Origin of the sequence: Citrobacter rodentium NBRC 105723 = DSM 16636, assembly GCF_021278985.1 — a bacterium.
GTDB classification, from domain to species: Bacteria; Pseudomonadota; Gammaproteobacteria; order Enterobacterales; family Enterobacteriaceae; genus Citrobacter_A; species Citrobacter_A rodentium.
In genome coordinates, this window is the sequence record NZ_CP082833.1 from 4,515,617 (window position 1) to 4,530,343 (window position 14,727).

The 14,727-nt window shown below is 53.6% G+C and carries 10 protein-coding genes; 3 read left to right on the forward strand and 7 right to left on the reverse strand.

What is annotated here, in order from left to right; all coding sequences use genetic code 11:
- Positions 1-17: 17 nt before the first annotated feature.
- The 7 genes from K7R23_RS21515 to K7R23_RS21545 form a co-directional block, all read right to left on the reverse strand.
- Complete coding sequence (locus K7R23_RS21515; RefSeq protein ID WP_012905304.1) at positions 18-2,282, reverse strand: ComEC family protein; 2,265 nt, start codon at positions 2,280-2,282, stop codon at positions 18-20.
- Positions 2,283-2,482: 200 nt separating this feature from the next.
- Positions 2,483-2,767 (reverse strand): integration host factor subunit beta, encoded by a 285-nt coding sequence (gene ihfB / locus K7R23_RS21520; protein ID WP_000167332.1) that lies wholly within the window; start codon positions 2,765-2,767, stop codon positions 2,483-2,485.
- Positions 2,768-2,921: 154 nt separating this feature from the next.
- Positions 2,922-4,595 carry a 30S ribosomal protein S1 gene (gene rpsA, locus K7R23_RS21525; protein ID WP_012905303.1) on the reverse strand — a complete coding sequence of 558 codons (1,674 nt, stop codon included), beginning with the start codon at positions 4,593-4,595 and terminating at the stop codon, positions 2,922-2,924.
- A gap of 112 nt (positions 4,596-4,707) precedes the next feature.
- Positions 4,708-5,391: a (d)CMP kinase gene (cmk, locus tag K7R23_RS21530; protein WP_012905302.1), complete on the reverse strand. Its 684-nt coding sequence runs from the start codon at positions 5,389-5,391 to the stop codon at positions 4,708-4,710.
- Positions 5,392-5,728: 337 nt separating this feature from the next.
- On the reverse strand, positions 5,729-7,012 hold the full coding sequence (gene aroA / locus K7R23_RS21535; RefSeq protein WP_012905301.1) for a 3-phosphoshikimate 1-carboxyvinyltransferase: 1,284 nt from the start codon (positions 7,010-7,012) through the stop codon (positions 5,729-5,731).
- A gap of 72 nt (positions 7,013-7,084) precedes the next feature.
- Positions 7,085-8,173 carry a 3-phosphoserine/phosphohydroxythreonine transaminase gene (serC, locus tag K7R23_RS21540; protein WP_012905300.1) on the reverse strand — a complete coding sequence of 363 codons (1,089 nt, stop codon included), beginning with the start codon at positions 8,171-8,173 and terminating at the stop codon, positions 7,085-7,087.
- Between the two features lie 197 nt (positions 8,174-8,370).
- On the reverse strand, positions 8,371-9,063 hold the full coding sequence (locus K7R23_RS21545) for a DUF421 domain-containing protein (RefSeq protein ID WP_012905299.1): 693 nt from the start codon (positions 9,061-9,063) through the stop codon (positions 8,371-8,373).
- 136 nt (positions 9,064-9,199) lie between these two features.
- Between K7R23_RS21545 and ycaO the strand changes: the two genes are divergently transcribed.
- The 3 genes from ycaO (at position 9,200) to pflB (ending at position 14,563) form a co-directional block, all read left to right on the forward strand.
- Positions 9,200-10,960: a 30S ribosomal protein S12 methylthiotransferase accessory factor YcaO gene (gene ycaO / locus K7R23_RS21550; protein ID WP_012905298.1), complete on the forward strand. Its 1,761-nt coding sequence runs from the start codon at positions 9,200-9,202 to the stop codon at positions 10,958-10,960.
- Positions 10,961-11,365: 405 nt separating this feature from the next.
- Complete coding sequence (gene focA / locus K7R23_RS21555) at positions 11,366-12,223, forward strand: formate transporter FocA (RefSeq protein ID WP_012905297.1); 858 nt, start codon at positions 11,366-11,368, stop codon at positions 12,221-12,223.
- A gap of 57 nt (positions 12,224-12,280) precedes the next feature.
- Complete coding sequence (gene pflB / locus K7R23_RS21560; RefSeq protein WP_012905296.1) at positions 12,281-14,563, forward strand: formate C-acetyltransferase; 2,283 nt, start codon at positions 12,281-12,283, stop codon at positions 14,561-14,563.
- Positions 14,564-14,727: the final 164 nt, after the last annotated feature.

Here is a 14,727-nt window from a genome sequence, read left to right on the forward strand (position 1 = left end):
TGAAATAGCCGCATATTCTACCCGTTATCGTCTGGCACGCCAAACCACTGATGATACCAACGCGGTAAAATTTGCTCCCTCAGGCTGATTACCCGCCAGCCCTGCGCTGAAAAATCCAGCGTAATCTGCCCCTGGTGAGGGGTATCACGCCACTGATAGCCCTGCCGCCGATAGCGCTGTCTTACCTTCCACGACGGTAGTCGCCAGGCGTTGTAGCGCGACGCGGAGGCCAGCGCCAGTTCGCCGTTAACACGCTGAATAAGCGCCAGTGACGATGACGTATTGCTGCCGTGATGCGGAACCTGAATGACTGTCGCCGGCAAATGTCGCCAGTAATAGCTCAGCATTTTTTGTTCAGCCGGGGACTCTATATCGCCCGTCAACAGAATACTGTGCTGACCATCATCGATCTTCACGACGCAGGAGCGGTTATTTCCCTGCCTGCGGTCATCTTTTAACGGCCAGTGCGCGCTAAAGCGCAGCCCCTGCCATTGCCACGTCTCACCGCGTTGACAGGGCAGATGATTGCGCCAGCCTAACGGACTGCGCACCCACAGCGTCGGCCATGTACTCTGCAAAGATCGTAGCCCGCCCCGATGATCGAGATGCTCATGGCTGAGAATAATGCCTTCAGGTTGCAAATCGTGCCAGCGCAGCCAGGGAATTATGGTTTGCTGCGCGCTGTCGCCTTCCGGCCAGGCGGGACCGGTATCGTAAAGCAGCGCTTTTCCGTTACGCGCGATGACCATCGCCAGCCCCTGTCCAACATCCAGCATATGCACCTGCCAGGCATCGGAGCGTTGCGGCCGCCACAGCGGCCAGCTTAACAGCACCAGCAGCGCCAGACACAGCCCCGGCGCCGTGCGCCAGGCGGAAAAACGCCAGCCGATAAGCAGTAGCCAGGGGGCAATGGTAAGCCACTGCCAGCGCACGTCGACGTTGATCCAGCCGTGCGGCAGCCCTTCCAGCCCCCAGAAGAGTATGGCAAGCGAGCGATCGGCCAGAAACCATAAACCGGATTCGACAACCAGCGGCCCGGTGATATGCGCGACCATCCCGGCAAGGATAAGCGGTACGCTTACAAAGGTGACCAGCGGCACGGCAAATAAATTTGCCATAAAAGAGGTCAGGCTGACCCCATGAAACAGGGCGATTTGTAGCGGCAGGAGCAGCAATGTGATGCCCAGCTGCAGGTGGATGAGTTGCAGTAGCAAACGCCCTGCCCGCGGCAAAGGCCAGCCGGGACAGGGAAACCACTGATACCAGAACAGCAGGGCCGCAACGGCAAAAGCAGAGAGCCACAGGCTCTGAGAGAGGATTGCAACCGGGTCGACGATGACAATCGCCGCCAGGCAGCAGCACCATACCGACCATCCGCTCCACTGTCGGCCGCTTAGCTTCAGCGCGCCCCATACCGCCAGCGCGATGATGGTACGCAGCGCGGGCGGTTGTAACCCGGTCAACCAGGCGTAAAACGTGGCGCACAGGAGTCCGCTAATGAGCGGATGCTGCCAGCGGATCCTGCTGACCGGCAGCAAAAACTGAGCGCCGCGCAGCAAAGCGGCGGCGAGTAAAGCCGTAAAGGCGATGTGCAGACCGGATATCGCCATCAGATGCGCTGTTCCGGTATCACGCATAATCGCTTTTACTTCTTTTGCCACCGACAGGCGCTCTCCCATGCCTAACCCTAATATCACCTGTTGCCAGGGATAATCAGCAAGGGTCAATCGTAGCGAAGCCAGATAGCGGGCGCGCAGGCTGCATTCGCGATCGATAAGGCTGGCCTGCAAAAAACGACCGCTAAGCGGCTGGTGTTGCGCTAAGGCATAACGCTGTCTGTCAAACCTACCTTCATTCAGTTGGCCGTGAACCGCCCGCACCTTAAGCCTCATCGCCCAGCGCTGCCCTGCGCAGGGCGCTGCGGGCAGGTATTGATCGTACAACATGACCCCCACGGCAGGAATAAGCCGTTGCCCCTGAAGATGGGTAATGCGCCCGACATGGGTAGTCATGTTATCCGTAGAGGTAATTTCGACTATCGCATCCTGCATTTTCGCGGTCAGCGTATTCCCGGCCCATAGGGACTGTTTTGCCGCCATGACGCCCCATAAGAAAAACAGCACTATAAGCCCGGCCAGCTGTATCCGCTGATGGGGAAAAAGGCTTAGCAGGCAGGCCAGCGCAAACAGGCTGACAATAACAAATGAGCCAGGAAGTTCCGGCAATAGAATCAGCGGGAAAATACCGCCTAATGCGCACAGGCTGACCGTCGTGAGCTTCATTAACACCTCCGTGTGGCGGAAGTGTGCCGCTTTATGCGGTGCGTGTCTGGCGGCTTTTTATTGCTTTACGGCGAGGGTTCCGCTGAATTTACCTCTGCAATGTAAGATTCAGCATATTTTGCGAGCGGTTTTCCAGTTAAGGCTTGCAGAAATGAAAAAAGCACCGTAGAGGTGCTTTTTCGCAAGTCAGGTCGGCAAACTTAACCGTAAATATTGGCGCGATCGCGCAGTTCTTTACCCGGCTTGAAGTGCGGAACATATTTGCCTTCCAGCTCGACTTTATCGCCGGTCTTCGGGTTGCGCCCGGTACGGGGAGCGCGGTAGTGCAAAGAAAAGCTGCCGAAACCGCGGATTTCAATACGCTCGCCCTGCGCAAGAGTCGAGGCCATATGCTCCAGCATCTCTTTCACTGCATCTTCAACCGCTTTCGCGGGAATATGAGATTGCTGGGTTGCAAGTCTTTCAATCAATTCTGACTTGGTCATGATTCCTCCGGTTCCTGTATGGCATTAAGCTCTGCTGTTGCATTGATTAAGGGCGACCGTAGCCGCCCTTTGTCATTGATTACAGAACGAATTCTGTAACCTGTCAAGTAAACTCATCTTACTTCGGGATAAAACATCCCGAATTATCAGAGAATTACTCGCCTTTAGCTGCTTTGAAAGCTTCAGCCATTGCGTTGTTAGAGAAGTTTGCTTCTTCCTGTTTGTTAACAGTTGCGATTGCATCTTTCTCATCAGCTTCGTCTTTCGCACGAACAGACAGGCTGATTGCGCGGTTTTTACGATCAACGCCGGTGAATTTCGCTTCAACGTCGTCACCAACGCTCAGAACCAGAGTGGCATCTTCAACGCGGTCACGGGAAGCTTCAGAAGCGCGCAGGTAACCTTCAACGCCATCAGCCAGCTCTACGGTTGCGCCTTTCGCGTCAACTGCAGTTACTTTACCGTTTACGATTGCGCCTTTCTTGTTCAGTGCAACCCAGTTGTTGAACGGATCTTCTGCAAGCTGTTTAACGCCCAGGGAGATACGCTCACGCTCTGCGTCAACCTGCAGAACAACGGCTGCGATTTCATCGCCTTTCTTGTATTCACGAACGGCTTCTTCGCCTGCAACGTTCCAGGAGATGTCAGACAGGTGAACCAGGCCGTCGATGCCGCCGTCCAGGCCGATGAAGATACCGAAGTCAGTGATAGACTTGATTTTACCTTCAACACGGTCGCCCTTGTTGTGGGTTTCCGCGAACTGCTGCCACGGGTTGGATTTGCACTGCTTCAGACCCAGGGAGATACGACGACGTTCTTCGTCGATATCCAGAACCATCACTTCCACAACGTCGCCAACGTTAACAACTTTGGACGGGTGGATGTTTTTGTTGGTCCAGTCCATTTCGGAAACGTGAACCAGGCCTTCAACGCCTTCTTCGATTTCAACGAAGCAGCCGTAGTCGGTCAGGTTGGTTACACGACCGGTCAGTTTGGTGCCTTCCGGGTAACGCTTAGCGATAGCAACCCACGGATCTTCGCCCAGCTGTTTCAGGCCCAGGGAGACACGGGTACGTTCGCGGTCGAACTTCAGCACTTTAACGGTGATTTCGTCGCCAACGTTAACGATTTCGCTCGGATGCTTAACGCGTTTCCAGGCCATATCGGTGATGTGCAGCAGGCCGTCAACGCCACCCAGATCAACGAATGCACCGTAGTCAGTGAGGTTCTTAACGATACCTTTAACTTCCATGCCTTCCTGCAGGTTTTCCAGCAGCTGATCGCGCTCTGCGCTGTTTTCGGATTCGATCACGGCACGACGAGAAACAACAACGTTGTTGCGCTTCTGATCCAGCTTGATTACTTTGAATTCAAGCTCTTTGCCTTCCAGGTGCAGCGTGTCGCGCACCGGACGAACGTCTACCAGAGAACCTGGCAGGAACGCGCGAATACCGTTCAGCTCAACAGTGAAGCCGCCCTTAACTTTGCCGTTGATAACACCGGTAACAGTTTCAGCATCTTCGTAAGCTTTTTCCAGCGTGATCCATGCTTCGTGACGTTTAGCTTTCTCACGGGACAGCAGGGTTTCACCGAAGCCGTCTTCTACTGCATCCAGGGCAACGTCAACTTCGTCACCCACCTGGATTTCCAGTTCGCCTTGGGCGTTTTTGAACTGCTCAGCCGGGATGGCGGACTCAGATTTCAGACCAGCGTCAACCAGTACTACGTCTTTGTCGATAGCAACAACAACACCGCGAACGATGGAACCCGGACGGGTTTCGATTTCTTTTAAGGATTCTTCAAACAGTTGAGCAAAAGATTCAGTCATGTTTAATCTTCAGGTTTATATTTAACGTCCACCTGGCTCCATGCCGGATGGGGTTGTTTAACATACCCGCTGTCACTCCATTGCAACGGGGGTACTGCAAATTCGGTCGCATTTAAGCGAGCGCCAGTTTTTGGCGCGCGTATTGTAGCGCTTTTTCAATCACTTGCTCAATGCTTAATCGGGTTGAATCCAGAACTAAAGCATCGGCAGCAGGAACCAGCGGCGCTACCGCACGATTTCGGTCGCGATCGTCACGTTCTTTGATCTCGGCCAAAAGGCGTTCAAAGTTAACACTAAAGCCCTTTTCCTGCAACTGTAGCATACGGCGGTGCGCACGCTCTTCTGAGGAGGCGTCAAGGAAAATTTTGACCGGCGCATCCGGGAAAACCACCGTCCCCATATCACGCCCGTCGGCAATCAGGCCGGGGAGTTCGCGAAAGGCGCGTTGACGACGCAGCAGTGCTTCACGTACGCGCGGGAAAGCTGCGACCTGCGACGCCGCGTTAGCCACTTCCTGAGTGCGGATTTCACCGCTGACATCCTCGCCTTCGAGGATCACTTCAAGATTCCCATTGGTTGCGACAAAACGCACATCAAGATGGGTTGCCAGCGGGACCAGCGCATCTTCGGAAGCGACATCGACATGATGATGCAGCGCCGCCAGCGCCAGTACGCGATAGATAGCGCCAGAGTCCAGCAGATGCCATTGCAATGCTTCCGCCATTGCCTTGCACAGGGTGCCTTTACCTGCACCGCTTGGGCCATCAATGGTAATTACCGGGGCAATTGCCGTCATCTTTCTCTCCTTAAAACAGGCATACCGTTAACGTAAACGCCGCGCATTATACGTGCCAACGTCCACAATCGTTAACGTTGCGTGCAAAAAACCGAATCGTCTGTATTTAAATGCAGAATAATTGCGCAATTATAGCGGGCTGGCGAGTAACCAGCCCAAAAGATGACAATGTTTTACTTTTTGTCGGCAGTAATACGGTAGCGTATTATGTTGAGCAAGGTCGGCAGAAGCGGGATGAGTGTCCATTAAAGGTTTCGCATGTCGTGTTTATTGAACGCAGTCGTTATCTCAGCTCATGACCGGGACGCGCCAGCCCGGAAGCCGGCGCGAAAGTCATTCAGGCGGGAGTACTGATACGGGCAAGCTGCTCGAAATAGTCCGGGAAGGTTTTAGCGGTACACTTCGGATCAAGAATGGTGACCGGGGTGTCGGAGAGCGCCACCAGCGAGAAACACATCGCCATTCGGTGATCGTTATAGGTGCCTATTTCTGCAAACTGTAATTTTGCCGGCGGCGTGATGCGAATATAGTCATGCCCCTCTTCCACTTCCGCCCCGACCTTACGCAGTTCGGTCGCCATCGCGAACAGCCGGTCGGTCTCTTTCACCCGCCAGTTATAGATGTTGCGAAGGGTGGTGGTGCCTTTGGCAAACAGCGCCGCCGTCGCAATGGTCATCGCCGCATCCGGAATATGATTCATATCCATATCAATGGCTTTAAGCTCACCGCGGGTACAGGCAATAAAGTCGTCGCCCCAGGTAACGGTAGCCCCCATTTTTTCCAGTACGTCGGCAAACCGGATATCGCCCTGCATACTGTTGCGCCCAATGCCGGTCACCTTTACCGTGCCGCCTTTGATGGCGCCCGCCGCGAGGAAGTATGAGGCCGATGAGGCATCGCCCTCCACCAGATATACGCCCGGCGACTGATACTGCTGACCGCCCTTAACCACAAAACGCTGGTAGCGCTGGTTTTCAATCTCCACGCCGAACGTTTTCATCAGGTTTAAGGTGATGTCGATATACGGCTTCGACACCAGCTCGCCTTTAATACTGATAGTGGTGTCCTGCACCGCCAGCGGCGCGGTCATTAAGAGCGCCGTGAGGAACTGGCTGGAAACGCTGCCGTCGACGGTAACTTCGCCGCCGGTAAAACCGCCGCGCAGGCGAAGCGGCGGGTAGTTTTCCTGCTCCAGATAATCAATCTTCGCCCCGCCCTGCCTCAGCGCCTCAACCAGATGACCAATCGGCCGCTCTTTCATGCGCGGCTCGCCGGTCAGCACAATGTCGTTTTCGCCAAGACACAGCGCCGCGGCCAGCGGACGCATTGCCGTTCCGGCATTACCCAGAAACAGCTCCAGCGCCCCCTGCGCCTGTAATGCGCCACCGTTGCCGGTGATTTCACAGCGGGTGCGATCCGCAGAAAGGGTACAGGCGATCCCCAACGCGCTCAGCGCATTGAGCATATGGCGAACGTCATCGCTGTCTAACAGGTTGGTCAGTACGGTGGTGCCATGCGCTAACGCCGCCAGAAGCAACGCGCGGTTAGAGACGCTCTTGGAGCCGGGCAGATTAATGGTGCCATCGACCCGCGCGATGGGTTGTAACGTCAGGGATTCCATGAAACTCAACTCTCGAAAAACAACAATAAAAACCCCACAGACGAGGCTGTGGGGATGAAAAACGGCGCCCGATTAGCCGTGACGACGTTCGAAGTCGGCCATAAACTCGGTCAGGGCCTTCACTCCTTCCAGCGGCATCGCATTATAAATTGAGGCGCGCATTCCCCCGACCACGCGGTGGCCTTTCAGGGCATGAAGACCTGCCGCGAAAGACTCTTCAAGGAAGAGTTTATCCAGCGCGCTGTCCGCCAGCTGGAACGGCACGTTCATCCGCGAGCGGTTGGCTTTCGCCACATCGTTGCGATAGAAGTCGCTGTTATCGATGACGCTGTAAAGCAGCCCGGCCTTCTGCTGGTTGATTTGATTCATCGCCTCAACGCCGCCGTTGGCTTTCAGCCACTTAAAGACCAGTCCGGAGAGATACCAGGCGAAGGTCGGCGGCGTATTGAACATGGAGTCATTATCGTTCAGCACGCTGTAGTCGAGAATTGACGGGCAGCTTTCATGCGCTTTGCCTAACAGATCTTCGCGCACAATCACAATCGTCAGTCCGGCCGGGCCGATATTTTTCTGCGCGCCAGCGTAGATCACGCCGTAGCGGGAAACGTCTAACGGCGCGGAAAGAATGGTGGAGGAGAAATCGGCGGTCACCACAACGTCAGAGGAAAAATTCGGCGTTTCGTTAATGGCGATGCCGTCGATGGTTTCATTCGGGCAGTAATGCATAAAAGCCGCATCGTCCAAGAGCTGCCATTCGCTCATCGGCTTCACGGCGCGCAGGCCGTCCACGGTGACTTTGGCATCAATGACGTGCGGCGTGCAGTACTTTTTCGCTTCTTTTACGGCGCTGGCCGCCCAGTAACCGGCGTCCACGTAATCTGCGGTGGTCTTGTCGCCAAGCAGGTTGAGAGGCAGCGCGGAAAACTGTCCGCGACCGCCGCCGTGGCAGAACAGAACTTTATAGCTGGAAGGGATGTTGAGAAGATCGCGAAAATCCTGCTCCGCCTCCTCTGCGACCTGGATAAATTCTTTGCCGCGGTGGCTCACTTCCATGACGGAGGTACCGAGACCATTCCAGTCACAAAGTTCCTTTTGAGCCACTTTAAGCACGTCTGCCGGCAGCATTGCCGGGCCTGAACTAAAATTGAAGACCTGAGCCATTTCCCCTCACCACGTTGCGTTGTTAGTCACCCAACCACTGCGTAATACAGCCATTGGGTAACGTTATTCCTGTGGATATCGGTTTTATCATTCAGTGACACGCGCCGCAACGGGTAAAACTCATCGGGGAGAAAATGAGCGTTCGCTCACACAACAGAATCTATCGGATTGATGGCCAAAGTCCGATATTTTTGCTGTCAGAGCACCCGTTTCGCCTCGCTGGCCTTCGACCATTCCGGATTTTTGCAGCGCGGACAAGGTTGACTCTCCCCGGCTTGCAACGTCACCACTTCGCTACAGCGCACGCAGGCATAGTCGCCCACATCAGGAGCGATTTTATAACGTTGCGTACAGTATTTAGGCAGGATGCTCAGACCCGGCTTGACGTTTTCTTCTTCAAAGAAATAGACGCTGATCTGCCCGTTGGATTCAAGGATCGCCAGCCGTACCTGCCCCAGTTGCTCAACGCCATTGAGCCGCAGCTCCATAAAGAACTCGAACTCCGTCATGTTCGAGCGGTTCAGTTTTTCCCACGCCAGTTCGCCATCTTCAATGATGACCACCGGCTTGCCTTCCAGCAGATCTTCCAGCTTCTCGCTGCGCGCCATCAGCCACATCACCAGCCGGTAAAGCAGCGCAAGGGTGATAAAGACCACCAGCACCGGCAGCATCGGCACATCGTCATAAAACGCCACGTCCCCGGCTGCCGAACCGAGCGTCAGGATGATCAGCACTTCAAACAGCGACATCTGGCGCACGCCGCGTCGCCCGGTCAGTTTGAGAAAGAGATAGACCAGCACAAAGGTGTACAAACTACGTAGCGCAACCTCGCCAAGAAACTCCAGCGGCACTTTATCCAGCGCCATACGATGTAAATCAAAAGCTTTCATTTTTATACTCTTATGGTAGTTCACTGCCTAAAAGCATAGCCAAAACTTTTATTTTCGCCGCGCCGGTGGCGGCGATAGCGTCCGTCGCCTAAAAGCCGTATCATTGCGCGCTTTCCGTACGACAAAAGTGATTTTCATGACGCAAACATTTATTCCCGGCAAAGACGCCGCACTGGAAGACTCCATCGCTCGCTTCCAGCAAAAACTGCTCGACCTCGGTTTTCATATCGAAGAGGCCTCCTGGCTGAATCCGGTGCCGAACGTCTGGTCTGTCCATATTCGTGATAAAGAGTGCGCGCTGTGCTTTACCAACGGTAAAGGGGCGACTAAAAAAGCCGCGCTGGCTTCGGCGCTGGGCGAATATTTCGAGCGTCTGTCCACCAACTATTTCTTCGCCGATTTCTGGCTTGGTGAAACCATCGCCAACGGCCCGTTCGTTCACTATCCGAACGAAAAATGGTTCCCGCTGAATGAAAATGACGATGTACCGGAAGGGCTGCTCGACGAACGTCTGCGCGCCTTCTACGATCCGGAAAACGAACTGACCGGCAGCATGTTGATCGATCTTCAATCCGGTAACGAAGAGCGCGGCGTCTGCGGCCTGCCGTTTACCCGCCAGTCGGATAACCAGACGGTCTATATTCCGATGAATATTATCGGCAATCTGTACGTCTCTAACGGCATGTCCGCCGGGAATACCCGCAACGAAGCGCGCGTCCAGGGGCTGTCTGAAGTTTTTGAACGCTATGTCAAAAACCGCATCATTGCGGAAAGCATCAGTCTGCCGGAGATCCCGAACGAGGTGCTGGCGCGTTATCCGTCGGTGGTGGAATCGATCGCGAAGCTGGAAGCCGAAGGGTTCCCCATCTTTGCCTACGACGGTTCGCTGGGCGGCAAATACCCGGTGATCTGCGTCGTGCTGTTCAACCCGGCTAACGGCACCTGCTTCGCCTCTTTTGGCGCGCATCCGGATTTCGGCGTCGCGCTGGAGCGTACCGTCACCGAGCTGTTGCAGGGACGTGGACTGAAAGATCTGGATGTCTTTACCCCGCCGACCTTCGATGATGAAGAGGTGGCGGAGCAAACTAATCTGGAGACGCACTTTATCGACTCCAGCGGCCTGATCTCCTGGGATCTGTTTAAACAGGATGCCGACTACCCGTTCGCTGACTGGAGCTTCTCCGGCACGACAGAAGAAGAGTTTGCGACGCTGATGGCGATCTTCCACGCCGAAGATAAAGAGGTGTATATCGCCGATTACGAGCATCTCGGCGTCTACGCCTGCCGTATCATCGTACCGGGGATGTCTGATATTTATCCTGCCGAAGATTTGTGGCTTGCGAATAACAGCATGGGCAGCCATCTGCGTGAAACCCTGCTTTCACTGCCGGGCAGCAGCTGGGATAAAGAAGATTATCTCAACCTTATTGAGCAGCTGGATGAAGAAGGATTTGACGACTTTACCCGCGTGCGTGAACTGCTGGGGCTGGCGACCGGTCAGGATAACGGCTGGTATACCCTGCGCATTGGCGAACTGAAAGCGATGCTGGCGCTGGCGGGCGGCGATCAGGAACAGGCGCTGATCTGGACCGAGTGGACGATGGAATTCAACACCTCCGTCTTTACGCCGGAGCGTGCGAACTATTACCGTTGCCTGCAAACGTTGCTGCTGCTTTCACAGGAAGAAGAACGTGAACCGCTGCAGTATCTGAACGCCTTTGTGCGGATGTACGGCGCGGATGCGGTAGAAGCGGCAAGCGCGGCGTTAAGCGGTGAAGCGCCCTTCTACGGCCTGCAGCCGGTGGACAGCGATCTCCAGGCATTCGCCGCACATCAGTCGCTGCTGAAAGCGTATGAAAAGCTCCAGCGCGCCAAAGCGGCATTCTGGTCAAAATAAAGACAATTAACGTACTGACTGTAGGCGTAAATAATTGTCTGGGCTATATTACGGGGCGCTTTTAGTGCCCCGTTTCACTTATTTTTGCGCAGACAAAAATAGATGTAATGACAAGGTTAAATATTGGTAATTGTTATTACGGTGAATATCGTTAATTTGTTACTTTATTTGTTGATTACTCCATATTAATTAACTAACCGTTCCAGGCATGAAGGAAAATTTTCAACTCATTTGCTAAAAATTAAAATTTATTTTTATCAAAATAATCAGTAAATTACGCCGAAATCGCATAAAAACCATGCGTATTGCGGGCCTATAAGCCAGGCGAGATATGATCTGTATCAATTTCTCATCTATAATGCTTTGTTAGTATCTCGTCGCCGACTTAATAAAGAGAGAGTTAGTGTGAAAGCTGACAACCCTTTTGATCTTTTACTCCCTGCTGCGATGGCCAAAGTGGCCGAAGAGGCAGGCGTCTATAAAGCAACGAAGCATCCGCTTAAGACTTTCTACCTGGCGATTACCGCCGGTGTATTCATTTCAATCGCCTTTGTTTTCTATATCACTGCGACGACCGGCACGGGAACGATGCCCTTTGGTATGGCGAAACTGGTTGGCGGCATCTGCTTCTCTCTGGGGCTGATTCTGTGCGTGATCTGCGGCGCGGATCTCTTTACCTCAACCGTTCTGATTGTCGTTGCCAAAGCCAGCGGCCGCATTACCTGGGGTCAGTTAGCCAAAAACTGGCTTAACGTCTATTTCGGCAACCTGGTAGGTTGTCTGCTCTTTGTGCTATTAATGTGGCTTTCCGGCGAGTATATGACCGCCAACGGCCAGTGGGGGCTTAACGTCCTGCAAACCGCCGACCACAAAATGCACCATACTTTTATTGAAGCCGTCTGTCTCGGTATCCTCGCTAACCTGATGGTGTGCCTGGCCGTATGGATGAGCTACTCTGGCCGCAGCCTGATGGATAAAGCGTTCATCATGGTTTTACCGGTCGCCATGTTTGTCGCCAGCGGTTTTGAGCACAGTATCGCAAACATGTTTATGATTCCGATGGGTATTGTTGTCCGTGATTTCGCTACGCCGGAATTCTGGACCGCAGTCGGTTCCACTCCGGAAAATTTTTCTCACCTGACCGTGATGAGCTTCATCACTGATAACCTGATTCCGGTTACGATCGGTAACATTATCGGCGGCGGTTTACTGGTTGGGTTGACATACTGGGTCATTTATCTGCGCGGCAACGATCATCACTAATCCTGATGTTTGCACTGCGCAGTAAATAAAAAATCCACTTAAGAAGGTAGGTGTTACATGTCCGAGCTTAATGAAAAGTTAGCCACAGCCTGGGAAGGTTTTACCAAAGGTGACTGGCAGAATGAAGTAAACGTCCGTGACTTCATCCAGAAAAACTACACTCCGTATGAGGGTGACGAGTCCTTCCTGGCTGGCGCTACTGAAGCAACCACAACTCTGTGGGACAGCGTAATGGAAGGCGTTAAACAGGAAAACCGCACTCACGCGCCTGTTGACTTTGACACCTCTGTTGCTTCTACCATCACTTCTCACGACGCTGGCTACATCAACAAAGCGCTCGAGAAAATCGTTGGTCTGCAGACTGAAGCTCCGCTGAAACGTGCGATCATCCCGTTCGGCGGCATCAAAATGGTTGAAGGTTCCTGCAAAGCGTACAATCGCGAGCTGGACCCTATGCTGAAAAAAATCTTCACTGAATACCGTAAAACCCACAACCAGGGTGTATTCGATGTTTATACTCCGGACATCCTGCGCTGCCGTAAATCCGGCGTCCTGACCGGTCTGCCAGATGCCTATGGTCGTGGTCGTATCATCGGTGACTACCGTCGCGTTGCGCTGTACGGTATCGACTACCTGATGAAAGACAAATTCGCACAGTTTACCTCTCTGCAGTCTGACCTGGAGAACGGCGTAAACCTGGAAGCGACTATCCGTCTGCGTGAAGAAATCGCTGAACAGCACCGCGCGCTGGGTCAGATCAAAGAGATGGCGGCGAAATACGGCTGCGATATCTCCGGTCCGGCGACTAACGCTCAGGAAGCCATCCAGTGGACCTACTTCGGTTACCTGGCTGCCGTTAAGTCTCAGAACGGCGCGGCAATGTCCTTCGGTCGTGTATCCACCTTCCTGGATGCCTACATCGAACGTGACCTGAAAGCGGGCAAAATCACTGAACAAGACGCTCAGGAAATGATTGACCACCTGGTCATGAAACTGCGTATGGTTCGCTTCCTGCGTACTCCGGAATACGATGAGCTGTTCTCTGGTGACCCGATCTGGGCAACAGAATCTATCGGCGGTATGGGCGTTGACGGCCGTACTCTGGTGACCAAAAACAGCTTCCGCTTCCTGAACACCCTGTACACTATGGGTCCTTCTCCGGAGCCGAACATCACCGTTCTGTGGTCTGAAAAACTGCCGCTGAACTTCAAGAAATTCGCCGCTAAAGTGTCCATCGACACCTCTTCTCTGCAGTACGAGAACGATGACCTGATGCGTCCGGACTTCAACAACGACGACTACGCTATCGCCTGCTGCGTAAGCCCGATGGTTGTTGGTAAACAAATGCAGTTCTTCGGTGCGCGTGCAAACCTGGCGAAAACCATGCTGTACGCAATCAACGGTGGCGTTGATGAAAAACTGAAAATGCAGGTTGGTCCGAAATCTGAACCGATCAAAGGCGACGTTCTGAACTTCGATGAAGTAATGGAGCGTATGGATCACTTCATGGACTGGCTGGCTAAGCAGTACGTCACCGCACTGAACGTTATCCACTACATGCACGACAAGTACAGCTACGAAGCCTCGCTGATGGCGCTGCACGATCGTGACGTTATCCGTACTATGGCGTGTGGCATCGCGGGTCTGTCCGTTGCTGCCGACTCCCTGTCTGCTATCAAATATGCGAAAGTTAAGCCGATTCGTGACGAAGACGGTCTGGCTGTCGACTTCGAAATTGAAGGCGAATATCCGCAGTTTGGTAACAACGACGCTCGCGTCGACGACATGGCGGTTGACCTGGTAGAACGTTTCATGAAGAAAATTCAGAAACTCACTACCTACCGTAACGCTATCCCGACTCAGTCTGTTCTGACCATCACCTCTAACGTTGTGTATGGTAAGAAAACCGGTAATACCCCGGATGGTCGTCGTGCTGGCGCGCCGTTCGGACCAGGTGCTAACCCGATGCACGGTCGTGACCAGAAAGGTGCTGTCGCCTCTCTGACCTCCGTTGCAAAACTGCCGTTCGCTTACGCTAAAGATGGTATCTCTTACACCTTCTCTATCGTGCCGAACGCGCTGGGTAAAGACGACGAAGTGCGTAAGACTAACCTGGCGGGCCTGATGGATGGTTACTTCCATCACGAAGCGTCCATCGAAGGCGGTCAGCACCTGAACGTGAACGTCATGAACCGCGAAATGCTGCTGGATGCGATGGAACATCCGGAAAAATATCCGCAGCTGACCATTCGTGTATCGGGTTACGCAGTACGTTTTAACTCCCTGACGAAAGAACAGCAGCAGGACGTTATCACCCGTACTTTCACTCAGACCATGTAATTCCCTGTCTGACTGAAAAAGCGTAGAATAAAGGCTCCACGTAAGTGGGGCCTTTTTAGCAAGTAGCCCGCCCTCACAGCCTGGTTTGTCAGCTATCTATACTTAGGGTATCTGCCAAAACAGACTCGACACAGCCCATGAGCTGTGCGCCAACACGGCCCCGG